Below are 18902 nucleotides of genomic sequence, written 5' to 3' on the forward strand. Positions count from 1 at the left end.
GAGGTCGGAACTCGGAGGTTAGGGATAGAGAAGACTTGAACCTCGGTGGTTTCTCATCTCCTTCTACTAGACACAATACGAAGCGATCGCCGTTTGACTAGCTTGGGTTTAAAGCGCGATCGCTTTTGCTTATGAAGCAACTCTAAAACAGTATCAACACCTGCTTGGCAACTCCTTGACAAAAGTCCTATGATGGTGAATTTAAACTCATCGCAGTTCCACACTCAGTTTTAAAACACCACCTTCATAGTTGCACTTATGCCAAACAAAAAGCACGTTCCTCGGCATATTGTTCTCACTTCCCATCCCAGCCAATTTGGTCCTAAACCGATTCCGATTTCTTGGGGAGCCGCAGACCCACGCGATCGCGGTCCGATCGTCGCGACATTAACCAATCCAGCCCACCGCAATGTGATTGGTACGCATTCGGGTAGTTATGCTGTTTATCGTGCTTTAGCAGTTGCTAGAGGAGTGCTGCAATCAGATTATCGCGCGGATTTAACAAACACCTCTCCCGTCGAGCAAATTGGACCGCATCCCAGCTGGGCAGATCCTGAAAAAATTGTCTCGCTCGATCCGTTTGGGGCAATGGTAGGAGAAGCATTTAAGACTTACTACGAGCAAGGATATGATATCCGACCGACGATTGCGATTACCAAAGCTCACATCAATATGCCAGAGCTACAAGATGCAGTAACTGCCGGACGATTACGCATCGATGGTAAAATTCTCAAACCACGCGGTGATTTGGTCGTTACAAAAGCCGCTATCGATCCGGTGTGGTACTTACCAGGAATTGCCAAGCGCTTTGGAATTACCGAAGCTGATTTGCGCCGCGCCTTGTTTGAACAAACGGGCGGTATGTTTCCTGAGTTAGTCACGCGGTCGGATCTAGAAGTCTTTTTGCCACCAATTGGCGGCATTACCGTGTACATTGTGGGAGATGTCGCTGCGATCGCCGATCCGCATAAACCTTTAGCGGTGCGAGTCCATGATGAATGTAACGGTTCTGATGTTTTTGGTTCGGATATTTGTACGTGTCGTCCTTATTTAGTTCATGGTATTGAAGTGTGCGTCCAAACGGCGCAAGCAGGTGGTGCGGGTGCGATCGTCTATTGCCGTAAGGAAGGACGCGCCTTGGGAGAAGTGACAAAATTTTTAGTTTACAACGCACGCAAACGCCAATCTGGAGGCGATCGCGCTGATGCTTACTTTGCACGTACCGAATGCGTTGCAGGCGTCCAAGATATGCGCTTTCAAGAGTTGATGCCTGATGTTTTGCATTGGCTGGGAATTACGCGCATCGATCGCATGGTGTCGATGAGCAATTTGAAATACGACGCAGTGACGCAATCTGGGATCGAAATTGTGGAACGCGTACCGATTCCAGAGGAGTTGATTCCGCAAGATGCACGCGTAGAAATTGAAGCGAAAAAGGCGGCGGGATACTATACCAATGGCGAAGTCGCCGATACCGCAACTTTATCTGAGATTAAAGGGCGAAGCTTAGATTAATCGCGTGAAGGAATTGAAAATTGTGTCTTCTCAAAAGGAGATTGCGTACTTACGTTCGGCTAAAGCAATTCGCGATCGCTGTGGTATTTTATTTGATTTAGCGCGTGAAGATCGCCTAGAACATTTTCGCTGCGATTTAACGCAGTTAAGACCTGTGGCAGATTATGTCATTGAGGTCATGCGTGAAAATTATCCTGATTTACAAATTCCCTTTCATAGCCGCTGGCGTCATTTTGCAGCAGCAAGATCGCGTTTAACACAGCTAGAACGCAAGTTAGCAGAATTAACACCGCTTGCCAAAGCCCAAGCTAAGTTCGATTTAGCGATCGTCAGTGTATTGCTCGATGCTGGCGCCGGCGCAACTTGGCAGTATTGTGACCCTGATACTAATTTAGTATTTCATCGCTCAGAAGGACTCGCGATCGCGAGTTTTCACATGTTTTGTCAGGGAACTTTTTCGAGTCATGCTGACAAGCTGCAAGCAGATGCCTTGGGCTTGCAAAACCTAACAGAAGATGTTCTGGCAGCTGGCTTGCAAGTAAGTCCTGACAATCCGCTTGTAGGTTTACCTGGAAGATTGCACCTGTTGCGCCGATTAGGACAAACAATCGTTAGTCATCCACAACTGTTTGGTCGCGATCGTCCTCGTCCTGGAGGACTAGTCAATTACTTACTAGCAAAAGTGACTCGCGGACAACTCGCGGCTGAAAAGGTTTTCAGTGCAGTTTTAGAAGGACTAGGAAATATTTGGACAGGAAGATTACAAATTGATGGTGTAAATCTAGGTGACGTTTGGTATCACTCAGCACTTAATAATAGTACAGAAAATGGGCTAGTGCCTTTTCACAAACTTTCGCAGTGGCTAACTTATTCGTTACTCGAACCACTCCAAGAACTTGGTTTAGAAATTACGGGACTAGATGCTTTGACTGGATTACCTGAGTATCGCAACGGTGGTTTATGTCTCGATCTAGGACTCTTGCAGCCCAAATACCCAAATTTATTACAGCAAGCACATCGAGTCGATTCGGAAGTGATTGTCGAGTGGCGAGCTTTAACAGTGATTCTATTAGACTACATTGCTGCGACGATTCGCGAAAAATTGGCAATGGATGCGCAAGAGTTACCGCTCGTGAAAGTCCTCCAAGGGGGAACGTGGAGTGCAGGACGTAAAATTGCCGCACAGTTGAGAAGACATGGCGTTCCACCGCTTCAGATCGAAAGCGATGGCACCGTATTTTAGCGGCTAGCAATTAGAGAAGTTTCCAGTAGACAAAACCTAATACAAATACCGACTATGCAAGCTGAAGTAACCGTTATCGACCATCCCTTGATTCAGCACAAGCTGACGCTGATGCGTAAAGCCGAAACGAGTACAGCCAAATTTCGCACGTTGTTGAAGGAAATCAGCTTGCTGCTAGCATATGAAGTGACGCGAGATCTTCCGTTAAAAACGGAAACGATCAAAACCCCTTTAGCCACGATGGAAGCACCAGTGCTCGCTCCCGATAAAAAGTTAGTGATTGTTTCCATTTTAAGAGCGGGACAAGGAATTTTAGATGGCATGTTGGAACTGATGCCTTCAGCTAGAGTAGGGCATATTGGTTTATACCGCGACCCCAAAACACTGATTGCCGTTGAATACTATTTCAAAGTACCTCACGACGTTGAGAAGCGCGATATGCTAGTAGTCGATCCAATGCTAGCGACAGGAAACTCAGCAGCAGCAGCGGTGACGCGCTTGAAGTTAACAAATCCTGTTTCTATGAAGTTTGTCTGCTTACTGGCTGCACCCGAAGGAATCGCGCATTTTCACGAACTACACCCTGACGTTCCGATCTACACGGCGGCGATCGACCAGCAGTTGGACGAGCACGGGTACATTGTGCCAGGATTAGGCGATGCAGGCGATCGCTTATTCGGTACGCGCTGAGTCACTATTTTCCCTAAGCCAGAAAGTTAAAGTCCCAACCTAAAGCACCAAAAAAATCTCCCCAACCTCTCTTAATTATGGCTGTAGCTAAATCAATCTATCAACTCACTGCACAGTTGGTTACACCAGAAAACTTTCAACCTTATGGTCAAGTGATTGCTGCTAGTACTGATGGTAAGGCTTACGACCACAGCGATGCGCAGCTGGTATTAAATAACGGCATTCCTCGCTTCTACATTATGCGCTTGCACCGACGCGGGCGGAAATTCCACACAATTACCCGTCACCTCAAATGTACTCAGTGTTTAGGTTCGCTGGCGGGTAAAGAATGGTTGCTTGCTGTCGCACCCCCAAGTTCTGCACCGCAGCCGGAACTTGACAAAATTGCCGCATTCCGCATTCCTGGCGATCGCTTTATTAAGCTAGAAGTCGGTACTTGGCACGCCGGACCTTACTTTGAACACGAGTTTGTCGATTTTTATAATCTGGAGCTGAGTGACACCAACATCAACGACCACGACACTTATAATTTTCGGCAGCAAGCAAATCTAGAGTGGGAAATTGTCTTGTGACTAGTTATAGCAGGGGTCAGCGGTCAGGGTTAAAATCCCTTCAGGGAAGTCACTACGAGCTTCGATAATGTCCTAACTCTATTGACTTGGGCTATAGATAGATATCTATTGTGTCTTGCTAAGTGTGTTTCTCATCACTAACCGCTCACTACATTTAAGATTACTGCCATCTGGTCAACTACAATACGGTTCTGAGATGTCGCTCAGCGTCAAGATATCTGCAACAATAGTTGATGGTTTGGCATGAGTAGCACGTCGGAACAAAACTTAGCAACGCGATCGCCAGTAAGTGAAGACTACCCACTGAATGCTGTCCCACCCGAAGCGCGTAAGTCACTTTGGTCGCTGGCTCCTTTGTTGATAGGCTTTACTTTATATTCTGGAACTTTTTTCGCCGGAGGTAGAGTAGGTCCAGCTTTCCGCTTTACCGATCTAGTCGGTCTGATTGTGGCAGGTAATCTGCTTTTAGGTATCTATGCGGCACTACTGAGCTATATCGCAGCGCGTAGTGGTTTAAGTACAGTATTAATGGCACGCTTTAGTTTTGGTAGCGTTGGCTCGCGTTGGGTTGACTTTCTGCTTGGCTTTACGCAAATTGGTTGGTATGCTTGGGGTTCGGCTTTAATGGCAGAGGTGCTCAATCAATTAGCTGGAGTTCCAAGTTCGTTTAATTGGTTAGTGATTCTTTTCTTTACGTATTTTTTCTGCTCAACTGCTTATATCGGCTATCGCGCGATGGATTGGCTCAGTCGCATTGCAGTTCCAGCGATGCTGATTTTAATCGTTTGGAGCTTAACCATCGCCACACGCGATGTTGGTGGCTTTGCGGGTTTACAAGCGATCGTACCGCAACAACAACTTGGACTTGGTGAAGCGATTACTATCATCGTTGGAACTTTTGTTTCTGGTGGAACTCAAGCAACAAATTGGAGTCGTTTTGCTAAGGATGGACAGACAGCATTTTGGAGTACCTTGGCTGCTTTTTTTCTTGCAAATGGCTTATTAATTTTTAGTGGTGCGTTCGGTGCCTTAGTTTATGGCAATGAAGACATTGTACAAGTAATGGCACAGCAAGGATTACTCTTTTGGGGATTGATACTATTGTTCTTGAATATGTGGACAACGCAAGATAATACTATCTATGCTTTTTCAGTCGCTGGCGCGCACATGTTTCGCACAAATAAACGTACTGCCTTTGTTCTAGGTGGTGCTACCGTGGCGTTAGTATTAGCTTGGGGAGGAATTTATAACTTGCTTGTTCCTTACTTGATTTTGCTGGGAACATTTATTCCTCCGATCGGTGGTGTTGTCATGGCAGATTATTGGTTGCTGCGCCGAGGACAATTTCCGACCCTAGAGCAAAGACAGCCAGCGTTTAACTGGGCAGGAATTATTGCTTATATTATTGCCTCGGCGATCGCGTGGGCTGCACCTGGAATTAAACCGATTAACGGTATTGTTGCGGCAGTCATTCTCTACTTTATTTTGAGTAAATTGATAACAGGTACAAGAAAAACGAACGCGATAAATTAACTATAATGATCATTTAATGTTTCCCGTGTTTTCACGCACGGTAGTACAATTACCTACGTAGATCTACGGGAAAATATTTTGAATTGTTAGTGTATAGCCGATCGCAGTCGAACGTGGACAATTTCTAAAAGCTACGATACGCTGATTGGCAAAGCACACCTGTCCGCCCTTTACACATGGATAAGTCGGCTATGGAATCTAACGAAACTATTGACATAGACCTTAAAAGAGTTTGGTTGATTTTAAAACGGCGCTGGTTGCCTGCGGCAGGTGTATTCGGCGTTGTTGTAGCTGCAGCAACCGCATTGGCATCAATGCAAAGACCCGTATACGAAGCGCAGGGAAAGCTACTTTTTAGAAAAGCAGATAGAACAGCTGCAATTTCTGGATTAAAAGATATCAACGTCGGCGAGCTAGAAGCACTAGCAGCAAAAGCTAACCCCCTCAATACAGAAATAGAGATTATTCGTTCTGTACCTTTTCTTGAAAAAACAATTACAGCGCTGAATTTAAGGAACGATAACGGTTCGTTATTAAAACCACAAGTCCTGGCAAGCAGGGTGAATGCCAGAAATATTCCACTAACAGATGTCTTGCAGATTTCTTACCAAAGTGAAGATCCAGAAGAAGCGGCAGCAGTTGTCAATAAAGTGATGAATTTGTACATCGAAAACAACATCATCACCAATCGTGCTGAAGCATCGGCGGCGGGAGAATTTATCGCCAAGCAATTGCCGCAAATGGAAGCAACTGTTCGACAAGCAGAACAGGCACTACGTCAGTTCAAAGAACAAAACCAAGTTGTCGCTTTAGATGAAGAAGCTAAAACTGCAGTAGCGGCGATTAAGCAACTAGAAAATCAAATTACCGAAACTCAAGCGCAACTAGCAGACACCACAACCAGAAGCGCAACGCTGCAACAACAAGTAGGAATGAATCCCCAAGAAGGAATTACGCTGACTGCGCTGAATCAATCACCAGGAATACAGAAAGTTTTACAAGAATATCAACAAGTAGAAGCGGAACTAGCTGTACAGCAAACTCGCTTTGTCGGCGATCATCCTACCATCTTAAGTTTAACTGAACGCAGAGATGCACTCAGAGCTTTACTAGAGGAACGCGTGCAAGGTGCCATCGGTAATGCAGCAGCCACAGAAGTTTCACCAGGCAACTTGCAAATGGGTCAAATTCGCCAGGAACTAACACAAAATTATGTCAACTCAGAAATCCAACGATTAGGTTTGGTCAGCCGCCTCAATTCGCTCAATAATACATACAATGCCTACCGCCAAAGAGCCAATGTTCTACCTCGTTTAGAACAAACGCAAAGAGAATTAGAGCGACGTCTAGAAGCTGCTCAATCTACCTACGAAACCTTATTAAGGAGATTGCAAGAAGTTAGGGTAGCTGAAAACCAAAATATGGGTAATGCCCGCATCATTGAATTTGCAACAGTGCCAGAGAATGCATCTGTGCGCAAAAAAGCAATGATTCTTGCGCTGGGTAATGTATTAGCACTGATTCTTGCAATTCTCACAATTTGTATTTTAGAACTCAGCGATCGCTCAGTGAAAACGCTGCGCGAAGCTCGTGAAAGACTGGATTACACGCTGCTGGGTACCATTCCTTACTTTGGTGGTAAAAGATTTGCGAACCGGCGCAATCAAGAATGGTCGATTCCTGAGTTACCAGTAATTAATCTACCGCGATCGCCCATTAGCGAAGCTTATCGGATGCTGCAAGCAAATTTAAAATTCCTCAGTTCGGATAAGCCACTGAAAGTTATTGTTGTCACAAGTGCAGTTCCCAAAGAAGGCAAATCCACGGTATCAGCAAATTTAGCAGCTGCGATGGCACAGCTGGGGCGTAAAGTCTTACTCGTGGATGCGGATATGCGTCACCCATTGCAACACCATATTTGGGAATTAACAAACGCTGCTGGGTTAAGCGATGTTATTGTTTCGCAAGCTGAGTTTGAGTCAGTTGTCACAGAAGTCATTCCCAAGCTTGATGTATTAAGTGCAGGCGTAATTCCACCCAACCCAATGGCACTCCTCGATTCCAAACGGATGGCTTCGTTGGTGCAATACTTCAGCGATCGCTATGACTTTGTCATTATTGATGCACCGCCATTAGTTCTCGCAGCTGACGCGGTGACCCTCGGAAAAATGACTGATGGCATTTTATTAGTAGCGCGTCCAGGTGTGTTAGACTCTTCCAGCGCCGCTGCTGCTAAAGAATCCTTAGAGCGTTCTGGACAAAATGTACTCGGTTTAGTTGCTAATGGTGTCATCCCAGAAAATGAATCAGATAGTTACTTCTACTACGCTAAGGAATACGCCAACGAAAAGAACTTCCCCATTGAAGAAAATCCAACCGTAACAACTCCACGTTAGTACTTGTTAAAGCCATGGCACTTAAATTTTGTGTATGGCTTTAATATTTTTTTAACTATTGATAACCTGATTGTGGTATAAGTGTTGTGCAGTATCAGTAGTATCGCCCACAAAAGCACGAATAACAAAAGGAAAGCAACAAAAAATACTCATGATCAGTGTAATTACGCCGGTATACAATGGCGCAAAATATATTGAGAATTGCCTTAAGGTTGTTATCGAGCAAAATTGCTCAGATTTAGAGCATATTATTGTCGATGGTGGTTCAACTGATGCAACAGTAGATATTATCAAAAAATACGCTCAAGAGTATTCGCACATTCGTTGGCTATCAGAAAAAGATCGCGGACAATCGGATGCGATGAATAAAGGAATTCACATGGCAAAAGGAAACATCATCGCGATTTTAAACGTTGATGATTTTTATGAGCCTAATGTTTTAAATCGCGTATCTGCTATCTTTAAGAATTTACCTGAACCAAGTTTGCTTGTGGGCAATTGCAATATTCTAGATGATGACGACAACTTAAAGCGGGTCAATAAACCAAAAAGACTCAAAATTACCGATCTCTTAGTTGGCTACAATATTAATCCATTTCCTTTTAATCCATCAGCATACTTCTACCACAAACAACTGCATGAAAAAGTAGGACTATACGAAGTCGATGAACATTACGCTATGGATGTAGACTTCTTATTGAAAGCTGTACAAGTAGCGAATGTTAAGTACATTAACGAGACTTGGGGTAATTATCGTCAAATCGCCGGAACAAAAACTGTAAATGATATTAACAGCGGTCAAAACGCAATCCGTTTAAGACAACTCATGCAAAAATATCACCAACAGCTTCCGGTACATAAACAATGGCTCGTCGCGGTTAAACGCGAGTACTATAAAGCAGAAAAGCGAATAGAATACTTTTCTAAAAATCCTAACGAAATTTTACCGCGCATTGGCAAGAGATTAGGAATTCGAACATCTTAAATACCTTAGGATAGCTAAATATCCCATGAATGCTGACAGCCAGCTTCCGCTAGCAAGTATCATCATTAACAACTATAACTATAGTCGTTACTTAAAAGAAGCAATCGACAGCGCGCTCAATCAAACTTATCCTCGCATTGAAGTCATTGTTGTTGATGATGGTTCCACAGATGAATCGCCACAAGTTATTACCCAATATGGTAATCAAATCATTCCCATTTTAAAGAAAAATGGCGGACAAGCTTCAGCGTTTAACGCAGGGTTTGCAGCCTCGCGCCGAGATATTATTTTTTTTCTTGACTCTGATGATGCCTTTTATGCAAATAAAGTTCAAGAGATTGGCAACTTGCTATTCAAAAAGACATTAAAAAACCCTTATGTAATGATCTACCACTTGCTGGAATGTATTGATACTGACGGAGTTTCTTTGGGGCGCAAACTACCTAATGCACTTCATAAGGTACCAGCAAATTTATACAACTATACTTGTAAATACCGATTTTTCCCCTATGCAGCTTCTCCTACAAGTGGAATTGCTATGAGTAGGGCACTAGCATTAAAAATATTTCCAATCCCTGAACAAGGAATACTAACTTCTGCTGATGAATTTATTGTAAGACCAGCACTGCTAATAGGAGAAGTCTATGGAGTTGAGCAAGTATTAGCTAAGTACCGTCTTCACGATGCAAACAATTGGTACGGAAAACCAAAAGTTAAAAACAAAGATTTTATCACTCAAATAGAATCTTTTTTAAATACAAAACTAAAGGAGAATAACAAAAGACCAGTCGTCTCTTATTTTGATTCAATGGATGCCAGAAACTATTATTTAATGAATGGTTCGAGGAAAGATTTATTGATGTTAATAAGAAAGATTCCTACTTGGGGAATTAATAAAACAACAATTAAGTTTGGGTTGAAGACACTTTTATTAGCGATTAACTTCAGCTTCAAGAAAGGTACAAGAACATGAACGAGGCTAATTCTTATCCACTAGTTAGTGTAATTATTAACAACTATAACTACGGTCGCTTTCTACCTGAAGCAATAGATAGTGTTTTAGCTCAAACATATCCTAACATTGAAGTTATCGTGGTCGATGACGGCTCAACAGATGGTTCACCTGAAGTTATTGCACGTTATCAAAATAAAATCATTCCTGTTCTGAAAAAGAATGGCGGACAAGCATCAGCTTTCAACGCAGGATTTAAAGCGAGCAGAGGTGAGATTATCTGCATGCTTGATGCTGATGATGTATTTATTCCAGAGAAAGTTACAAAAATTGTCAATATATTTCACCAATTTCCAGATATTGGTTGGTGCTTTCATCGCTTAAGATTTGTAGACGCAAAGACTGGGGAGTATATCAAGCTTAGTCGTGAGAGTGGTACGCGCCAATGTGACTTTAGAGCGCAGCTAAGAAATGATGGACGTCTTTCATTTTATAGTCCAGCCACTTCTGGTTTGTGTTTCGGGCGATCGCTGTTGCAGCAAATCCTACCTATGCCTGAAGTTATCAGAATTACCAGTGATAACTATTTAAAAATAGCAGCAGCCGCCCTCAGTAAAGGATATTTTCTTGATGAACAGCTTGCTTTATTGCGATTGCATGGTAGTAACAACTATACTGAAAAACCTAATAAACAACACTTAGTATCAAAAGTTGCCATTCTGACAGCATACAATTTACGTAACGAGTGGCCATTTTTAGCAAAGTATACAAATAAACTTTTCTCGCGCGGTCTTGGCATCATCTGGAGAACAGGAAAATTAGAGGCAGACCTCCAACAAGTAATAAAAAACTATATTTCTAACGTTTCATTAAAGGACAAAGTTAATATAAATGCACGAGCTATTTATCATTTTATCAGAGCATAGCAATTCTCAAAAAAATCAAATATGGAAATATTAGTTGATAGAAATGATACCGATGCATGAGACCTGATTCATAAATCATCTGTTCGTAAAATCAGGAGGTGGATTTTGAGAATTGAAACAGCCAAGTTTTTAGAAAGATTAGAGTGGTTATTTGCTTTCTTTGTTCTGCAATTAGCTTCAGGGAGTTTAATTAGAAATGTATTCCTAAATAACGTTCAAGACCGCACAGCAGGGCTTGCAACAGACCATCCCATAATGCAAGCAATTTGGTTGTGTATTTACGTCATTTCAGTGAGTCTAGTCCTAGCAAGACCCCGCGAACTAATTGTTGTACTTCAAAGAGAGAAACTTCTGCTTCTCTTAGTAGGACTTGCCCTATTCTCATATTACTGGTCTGCACTTCCTGCAATTACAATTCGTCGCGCTTTTGCTTTAGTTGGAACAACTTTTTTTGGCATATACCTAGTTACAAGATACAATTCTAGCCAAATTCTTAAACTTTTTGTATGGACACTGAGCATAGGTGCAATACTTAGCCCTATAGTATCTTTAGGATTTCCTAGCATAGGAATCTCTCCGGAAGGCGGCTGGCAAGGTTTTTATATGCATAAAAACCTCATGGGTCGTCTTATGGGTTTGAACGCAATCTTTTTGCTGCTTCTCATTCCTTCGACCAACTCAAAAAAGCACCGTCGGTTCATGTGGGCTGGTGTCATACTTTGTAGTTTGCTGGTTTTTCTTTCAACGTCTAAAGGAGCATTAGTAACATTCTTTGCATTACTAATTTTGTATTATTTATATAAATCATTACAGTGGAGATACACTGTTGCTATACCTTTTTTTATCATTGCAGTATTAATAGGTGCAGTTTTAGCTCTACTTATTATAGGAAACTTAGAAACTATAGTTGTTGATATTTTGGGTAAGGATTTGACATTTACTGGGCGTACTATCCTATGGGAGTACGTCTTACAAATGATTCAGCAACGTCCAATCTTAGGATATGGGTATCAAGGATTTTGGAGAGGATTAGATGGTCCTTCGGCATTTGTTTTAGACGCTGTTAACTGGGCAGTTCCGCACGCACACAATGGTTTTTTAGATTTAACGCTTAATTTAGGTATTGTTGGATTATCTATCTTTATTCTCTCATTTTTAATGAGTACTATTCGAGCACTCAGATGGTTGCGCTTGACAAAAAAAGTTGAAGATCTTTGGCCTTTACTTTCTCTCTCTGCTACGCTGCTATATAACGTAGCAGAAAGCACTTTGCTAGAGCGTAATCATATTTTATGGATACTCTATGTGGTTACAGTTTTTGCAAGACCTGCTAGTTATAAGCAATCTGTAAAACCTAGATACAGCAAGCCAGTAACTACATTAGCTAGATAGAGAAAATCATTGTCAAATTCTTATCTACTTAATGTTAATGTTGCTTTCAGTACTCATTCCTAATGCTTATTACAAAATGATGGAGCTATCAAATATATGGTAATGCCTAATTTTTTAGTTATAGGTGCAGCTAAAGCAGGAACAACTGCTCTTTATAGCTATCTCAATCAGCATCCGCAGGTATTCATGAGTCCAGAAAAAGAACCACATTTTTTTGCTTTTGAAGGTGAAAAAGTAAACTTTAATGGAACAGCAGGTGCAAAAGAGTGGTTGAACCGTACAGCCATTACAGATATTAATATTTATCAACAGCAATTTCGTGAGGTATCGAAAGAAATAGCTATTGGAGAAGCTTCTGCTTTGTATTTATATATTCCTAAAGCCGCAATCCGAATTCAGTATCACATACCAAAGGTAAAGCTAATTATAATCTTACGCAATCCAGTCGAAAGAGCTTACTCCGCATTTATTTTTCAAAAACGAGATGGGCTTGAACCTGATTTCGACTTTGCTCAAGCACTCAAAGCAGAAAAATCAAGAATCGAAAATAACTGGGTACCGATTTATTACTATCAAGATATGGGCTTTTATTATCATCAAATTAAACGCTATTTCGACTTGTTTCCTCAAGAGCAAATTAGAGTTTATCTTTATGATGATTTTACTGCAAATCCTACACAAATATTACAAGATGCATTTCGATTTTTAAATGTAGACGATACTTTTATACCTAATACGTCAACTAGACATAATGTTTCAGGAATTCCTAAAAGCAAGGCATTGCATGAATTTCTAAGAGCAGAAAATCATCCAGTTAAAACTGTTCTCAAGCCACTCATACCAAAAAAAATACGCCGCGATGTCATGCTCAAACTACACAATAATAATTTAGAGAAAGCACCTCCTCTTGCACGAGAAATTCGTCAACAACTAACCGATATGTACAGAGAAGATATTTTAAAATTACAAGACCTTTTACAGAGAGATTTATCGAGTTGGTTAGTTGATAAGAAAGGTTGAGCAGTTTACTTGATAACCTTAACTTAACTTTTTAACAATAACTCAAAAATAACTATATTTATAAGGAAATTAAGTCTTTAAAGGAGATAAATAACAACATGACAATGCCAAACTTTCTTGTTATTGGAGCAGCTAAAGCAGGAACAACTGCACTATATTACTATCTTAAGCAACACCCTCAAATATATATGAGTCCTGAAAAAGAACCAAAGTTTTTTGCACTAGAAGGAGATAAGTTAGATTTTCGAGGACCAGGCGATCGCGAGAACATCTGTAAAAGTGCCATCACCACTATTGAAGCATATCGTCAGCTATTTAAGGGAGTAACAAACGAAATTGCTATTGGTGAAGCTTCTCCATTATATCTTTATAGTCCTAAAGCTGCCCAATGTATTAAAAAATATATACCAAACGCCAAGCTAATAGCTATTCTGAGAAATCCAATAGAGCGAGCTTACTCTGGGTATATTATGCATGTACGAGAGGGAAGAGAAACAGCAAAAAACTTTGCTGAAGCTTTACAGCAAGAAGAAACTAGGATACAGAATAACTGGGGATGGGGGCATTACATTAATGTAGGATTTTACTACACTCAACTCAAGCGTTATTTAGAGCTTTTTGATAGAGAACAAATTAGAGTATATCTCTATGAAGATTTAAAAGCAAACCCGATTAATTTAGTACAAGATATTTTCAGATTTCTTGGTATTGATGACACATTTTTACCTGATACTTCATTAAAATATAATGTAGCTGGCGTGCCTAAAAATGAAACAATAAAAGCAGCTATAAAAAATTTTAATGCTGTTAAGCCTGCAATAAATTTTTTGCTTCCAGATAAAGTGCGTCATTATGTCAGAAGCAAAATCTTTGAAAAACCGCCAGCACTTCCACAAGATATTCGTCAAAACCTTATTGAAGTTTATCGGCAGGATGTTTTGAACCTGCAAAATTTCTTGCAAAGGGATCTATCCCATTGGTTGCAGTAAGTGTAGTAGATGTATAAGATTAGGCATGTAAAATATGATGTGAGCTTGCCACCGACACAATTATTAATGCTAGCTTCAACCTCTACGGCTACATTAGAGTTTCTTGAAGCTATATAGGATTATACAAATAGCTGAGTCATGAATAAGTTATTACTACTCTATGCAAAAATTTTACGTAAAAGGGAAAGACTAACGAATGTCTAGCGAAAAGCCCACTGTGCTGATTTACCGAGATTGGTTGTTACCGCCTTCGGAAACATTTGTTTTAGCACAGGCAGAAGCTCTAGAGCGCTTTACTCCTTACTATATAGGTTCCCGCTTAATCAAAGATGGTTTGCGCACTCCTTCAGAAAGAACATTACTGTTAAATGAAAGAAGTCCGCTTGGTTGGATGCGCGAAGCTTGCTTCAAGATTGCTGGCTTCGCTCCTACTTTAGTGGCTCCTGCTAAAAGACTAAATCCACTACTTATTCATGCTCATTTTGGTATAGGTGGTAGCTTAGCCTTACCGCTAAAACGCTATCTTCAAATTCCAATGATAGTGACCTACCACGGTTATGAAGAAATGATTGCTGATGAAATTGCGCAAAAATCATATTTTAGCTATCGGCAATATATGCAGCGTAGAGAAATCCTCAAGCAGGAAGTTAGTTTATTTCTAACTGTATCGCAGCAATCAAAAGAATATCTTTTACGGCAAGGATTTCCATCAGATAAAATTGTGGTTCACTACACTGGTATAGATACAGAAGTATTTCAAGCAGATCCATCAATACAACGCGAACCTATTGTTTTATTTGTAGCCCGTTTAGTCGAAAAAAAAGGCTGTGAGTACTTAATTCGAGCTATGAGCAAAGTACAGGCATTACAGCCTGAATTGGAATTAGTGCTAATTGGTGATGGAAAACTGCGTTCTTCTCTAGAGGCTATGGCAAAAGCCAGCCTACACAAATATCGTTTTCTTGGCGTACAGCCTCCAGAAGTTGTCAAGGATTGGATGAATCGAGCTAAGATATTTTGCGTTCCTAGTATCACGGCCACAACAGGCGAAGCTGAAGGTTTTGGAATGGTATTTGCAGAAGCACAAGCAATGGGGCTTCCAGTGGTTAGCTTTGCAAGCGGTGCAATTCCTGAAGCTGTTGCTCATGGCGAAGTTGGATTTTTAGCAACTGAGCGCAATTGGGAAGAACTCGCGAATTATCTTCTGTTACTAGCTCAAAATGAAGATTTATGGCATCGTTTCCATACGTATGGTCCTCAACGCGTTCGTAATTTATTTGATGTGCGAAAGCAAGCACGTTTGCTCGAGGATATTTATCAACAAGTATTGAAAAACAAAAATAAAAACTTAAGTATAGCTGCGCTATCGTCCTAATTTAAGTTCTGTAATTCAGAGGACAAAGAGGTATCTCTAAAAGATTAAAAAGTAACATAAAAACTGAAAATTTGAAGAATTGATTTCTATTGAGCTAAAAAAGTTGTTTTTAGAAAAATATATTTTGTAAAAATATTTCTTAAGACTTAGTTGATGAGATGGAAACAACAATATGAAAAAAGTTTCTGTAGTTATTCCAGTTTATGCGGCTGAAAAATATATTGCAGATGCTGTGCAATCTGCTCTAGGACAATCCTATCAGAATTTTGAAATTATCCTTGTTGATGATGGAAGTCCTGACGCAAGTATTGAGATTTGCAAGCAGTTTACAGATCCTCGTATCAAAATTGTTCGTCAAAATAATCGAGGTGCTTCAGCAGCAAGAAACAATGGAATTCGCCATGCACAAGGCGAGTATATAGCTTTTCTAGATGCCGATGATACTTGGGTACCGGAGAAACTAGAAAAGCATATCAACCATTTAGAAACTTCACCTGATGTAGGTGTGAGTTTCAGTTATTGCACCTTTGTTGATGAAGATGGCAAATCACTAGGTCTTTATAATGCTACTGAATATAAAGTCATTACTCCAGGAGCCATACTGTGTCGCAATCCGATCGCAAATCCCTCCTGTTTAGTAACGCGACGACAAGTACTCGAAGAAATTAAATTTCAGCAAGAAAGGAATGGAATTGTCGAAGATTGCTACTTTGACGAAAGCCTGCGCCAATCAGAGGATGCTGAATGCTGGTTCCGCATTTGCGTAAAGACAAACTGGAAATTCGAAGCAATTCCCGAACTTTTGGCAACATACAGATTGCACTCAGTAGGTAATTCAGCTAATCTCCTAAACACCCTAGACTCTTGGAATCAGATGACCGAGAAAGCACGACTTTACGCTCCACAAGAAATAGCCGAGTGGGAACAGCCGGCCATGGCTTACACTTTAAGGTATTTAGCACGTAAAGCAGTATCAATGAGCGATGGCTCAATGGCAGTGAGTCTGAGTCATAAAGCTATATCTACACACTGGCGAATTTTGTTAGAAGAACCTCGCAGGACACTCGTTACCTTAACTGCTGCTTACTTACTTTGTCTCTTACCTCAGCCTTTTTATCTTGGAATCAAAAAGCTAGGATTGAAAGTTATTAGCACTAGTCAGCAACGGCGTATTCTTAAAGATCAGTTCAGACGAAAGTCGCAAACTATTGTTAGTTCTGGCTCTTGAGCAAATGTAAATTCGATACACAGATCGCCGTATTATGAAAAGGGAACAGTCTTTATGAGAATAAACCTCTGTGGAGTCAAAATAGATAGAATTACGCTGGATGAAGCAGTAGATTTAATTGTAAATCATGCTGTTCTCAATAACGAGCCAGAATATGTAGTTACACCAAATGCCCAACATATTCTCTTATTACAAGATGACTCTCATTTTAGCGAAATTTATGCCAATGCCTTCTTAGTGGTAGCCGATGGAGTGCCACTTGTATGGGCATCGCAGTTATTAGGAAAGTCCCTCCCAGGACGCGTCAACGGTACAGACTTATTTGAGCAACTCTGCAAGGTAGCTGCAGAAAAAGGATTAAGAGTATTTTTGCTGGGTGGTCGCCCTCAAGCTGCAGAACATGCAGCAAAGCTTTTACAACAAAGGCATCCTGACTTAAATGTTGTGGGTACTTATTGTCCGCCGTACGGTTTTGAAACAGACCAAGAAGAGCTTGTAGCGATCAATGCAAAAATTCGAGCAGCAGCACCTCATTTATTATTTGTAGGGCTTGGAGCACCTAAACAAGAGTACTGGATGTATCATAATTATCAAAAAATCGGTGTCCCCATTTCAATCGGTATAGGTGGCAGCTTTGAATTAGTGTCCGGTTTAGTACCTAGAGCACCAATATGGATGCAGAAAACAGGTTTGGAATGGTTTTTCCGCTTACTGGCTGAACCACGTCGTCTCTGGAAGCGTTATATACTCGGAAATCCACATTTTGTCTGGTTAGTCTTCAGACAATGGCTAAGCCAATCACTATCAGAGAAAACATCATAATGCGGTCGTTACAGTTGAATAGGTTGTAGCTAAAAAGCAAACTCTGAAAGGAAAACTGATTTTTATTAGTTTAAGCACAATAGTTGTCATAGATACAGTGAGATCGCCAGTTACTGCAAAGTCATATCTGCTCCACTGCTAGCACTGAACACTGACTTAAGTATAAATTGTTATGAAACAAGAGATTTTTGTGTCATTAAGTAGTTTTGCTGTAATGCTTCTATTTAAGTTACGAAAATCCGGTTGCAATTAACTGTTAGTTACCTTAATAGCACTCTATTTCTTACTGATTACTCAGTACAAACCAGGCAACATAAGATAATAAGGATATCAGAACATATGTCAATGCCTAATTTCCTGATTATAGGAGCACAGAAAGCTGGAACCTCTTCGCTTTACTACTATCTGAAACAACACCCACAAATATACATGAGTCCCATTAAGGAGCCTCATTTCTTTACATATGAAGGTGAGAAAGTCAATGAATCCTTTTCTGTCGTCAATAATATAGAAGACTACCAAAAACTTTTTCAAGATGCACCCAAATCAATGATGAAGGGAGAAGCATCTCCTTCATACATTTATGCTCCTAAGGCTGCAGAGCGAATTAAACATTATATACCTGAAGCTAAACTTATAGCTATTCTTCGTCATCCAGCAGAAAGAGCATATTCCAACTTTTTGCATGCTATCCGAAATGACCAAGAACCACTTAAAGACTTTAGACAAGCACTTCGAGAAGAAGAAACTCGGATTCGCGATCGCTCTGTTCTTCTATGGCACTATAAATCTAAGGGATTCTACTACAAGCAACTGAAGCGCTACCTCGATCTATTCGATCGCTCTCAGATTAAAATTTGTTTGTATGAGGATTTGAATACCAATCCTGCAGGTGTACTTAAAGATCTGTTTGAATTTTTAGCAGTTGATTCATCCTTTGAAGCAGACGTATCCCGTAAGTATAATGTATCTGTTGTTCCTAAAAATCCACTTCTTGGATCTTTAATAAAGAATTTTAAGTCAGTGAAACCCATAATGAAAAATCTCCTACCAGATGGAGTACGCCACTATATAAGAAGCAAAGTTTTCGATACACCACCCCCGATTTCACCTGAGTTGCGCAAACAGCTCGTAGAAGAATACCGTGAAGATATTCTGCAAATGCAAGAACTACTAGGACGAGATCTTTCAGGTTGGCTAAAATAAAGCTGAGCCAGGCTAGTACGCACAGACTTCAAATTTACTAAAAATTTAATAATTACAC

16 protein-coding genes are annotated in these 18902 nt (G+C 40.7%); all 16 read left to right on the forward strand.

Features of this window, described 5'->3' with window-relative positions:
• Positions 1 to 258: 258 nt before the first annotated feature.
• The 16 genes from B1A85_RS09725 (at position 259) to B1A85_RS09800 (ending at position 18844) form a co-directional block, all read left to right on the forward strand.
• A complete protein-coding gene (locus B1A85_RS09725; protein WP_104546698.1) occupies positions 259 to 1515 on the forward strand; it encodes a GTP cyclohydrolase II in 1257 nt (418 codons plus the stop codon).
• A 22-nt stretch (positions 1516 to 1537) separates the two neighbouring features.
• Positions 1538 to 2758: a URC4/urg3 family protein gene (locus tag B1A85_RS09730; protein ID WP_104546847.1), complete on the forward strand. Its 1221-nt coding sequence runs from the start codon at positions 1538 to 1540 to the stop codon at positions 2756 to 2758.
• A 54-nt stretch (positions 2759 to 2812) separates the two neighbouring features.
• On the forward strand, positions 2813 to 3448 hold the full coding sequence (upp, locus tag B1A85_RS09735; RefSeq protein ID WP_104546699.1) for a uracil phosphoribosyltransferase: 636 nt from the start codon (positions 2813 to 2815) through the stop codon (positions 3446 to 3448).
• Between the two features lie 77 nt (positions 3449 to 3525).
• Positions 3526 to 4020 (forward strand): ureidoglycolate lyase, encoded by a 495-nt coding sequence (locus B1A85_RS09740; protein ID WP_104546700.1) that lies wholly within the window; start codon positions 3526 to 3528, stop codon positions 4018 to 4020.
• 243 nt (positions 4021 to 4263) lie between these two features.
• Positions 4264 to 5553, forward strand: coding sequence for a cytosine permease (gene codB / locus B1A85_RS09745; protein ID WP_104546701.1), 1290 nt, complete (start codon positions 4264 to 4266; stop codon positions 5551 to 5553).
• Positions 5554 to 5744: 191 nt separating this feature from the next.
• Positions 5745 to 7949, forward strand: a complete 2205-nt coding sequence (locus B1A85_RS09750) for a GumC family protein (protein ID WP_104546848.1) — start codon at positions 5745 to 5747, stop codon at positions 7947 to 7949.
• Positions 7950 to 8100: 151 nt separating this feature from the next.
• On the forward strand, positions 8101 to 8934 hold the full coding sequence (locus B1A85_RS09755; protein WP_104546702.1) for a glycosyltransferase family 2 protein: 834 nt from the start codon (positions 8101 to 8103) through the stop codon (positions 8932 to 8934).
• A gap of 25 nt (positions 8935 to 8959) precedes the next feature.
• Positions 8960 to 9907 (forward strand): glycosyltransferase, encoded by a 948-nt coding sequence (locus tag B1A85_RS09760; protein ID WP_104546703.1) that lies wholly within the window; start codon positions 8960 to 8962, stop codon positions 9905 to 9907.
• Positions 9904 to 10812, forward strand: a complete 909-nt coding sequence (locus B1A85_RS09765; protein WP_104546704.1) for a glycosyltransferase — start codon at positions 9904 to 9906, stop codon at positions 10810 to 10812. The genes B1A85_RS09760 and B1A85_RS09765 overlap by 4 nt, the downstream gene beginning before the upstream one ends.
• A gap of 105 nt (positions 10813 to 10917) precedes the next feature.
• Entirely contained in the window at positions 10918 to 12204 is a 1287-nt protein-coding gene (locus B1A85_RS09770) for an O-antigen ligase (protein ID WP_104546705.1), read from the forward strand.
• Between the two features lie 96 nt (positions 12205 to 12300).
• Complete coding sequence (locus B1A85_RS09775; protein ID WP_104546706.1) at positions 12301 to 13224, forward strand: sulfotransferase domain-containing protein; 924 nt, start codon at positions 12301 to 12303, stop codon at positions 13222 to 13224.
• 98 nt (positions 13225 to 13322) lie between these two features.
• Positions 13323 to 14213 carry a sulfotransferase gene (locus B1A85_RS09780; protein WP_104546707.1) on the forward strand — a complete coding sequence of 297 codons (891 nt, stop codon included), beginning with the start codon at positions 13323 to 13325 and terminating at the stop codon, positions 14211 to 14213.
• A gap of 196 nt (positions 14214 to 14409) precedes the next feature.
• Complete coding sequence (locus B1A85_RS09785; RefSeq protein ID WP_104546708.1) at positions 14410 to 15588, forward strand: glycosyltransferase; 1179 nt, start codon at positions 14410 to 14412, stop codon at positions 15586 to 15588.
• Positions 15589 to 15760: 172 nt separating this feature from the next.
• On the forward strand, positions 15761 to 16816 hold the full coding sequence (locus B1A85_RS09790; protein WP_104546709.1) for a glycosyltransferase family 2 protein: 1056 nt from the start codon (positions 15761 to 15763) through the stop codon (positions 16814 to 16816).
• A 54-nt stretch (positions 16817 to 16870) separates the two neighbouring features.
• Positions 16871 to 17638, forward strand: a complete 768-nt coding sequence (locus B1A85_RS09795) for a WecB/TagA/CpsF family glycosyltransferase (protein WP_104546710.1) — start codon at positions 16871 to 16873, stop codon at positions 17636 to 17638.
• Positions 17639 to 17977: 339 nt separating this feature from the next.
• Complete coding sequence (locus B1A85_RS09800; protein WP_104546711.1) at positions 17978 to 18844, forward strand: sulfotransferase; 867 nt, start codon at positions 17978 to 17980, stop codon at positions 18842 to 18844.
• Positions 18845 to 18902: the final 58 nt, after the last annotated feature.

Source organism: Chroococcidiopsis sp. TS-821 (genome assembly GCF_002939305.1).
Taxonomy (GTDB): Bacteria; Cyanobacteriota; Cyanobacteriia; order Cyanobacteriales; family Chroococcidiopsidaceae; genus Chroogloeocystis.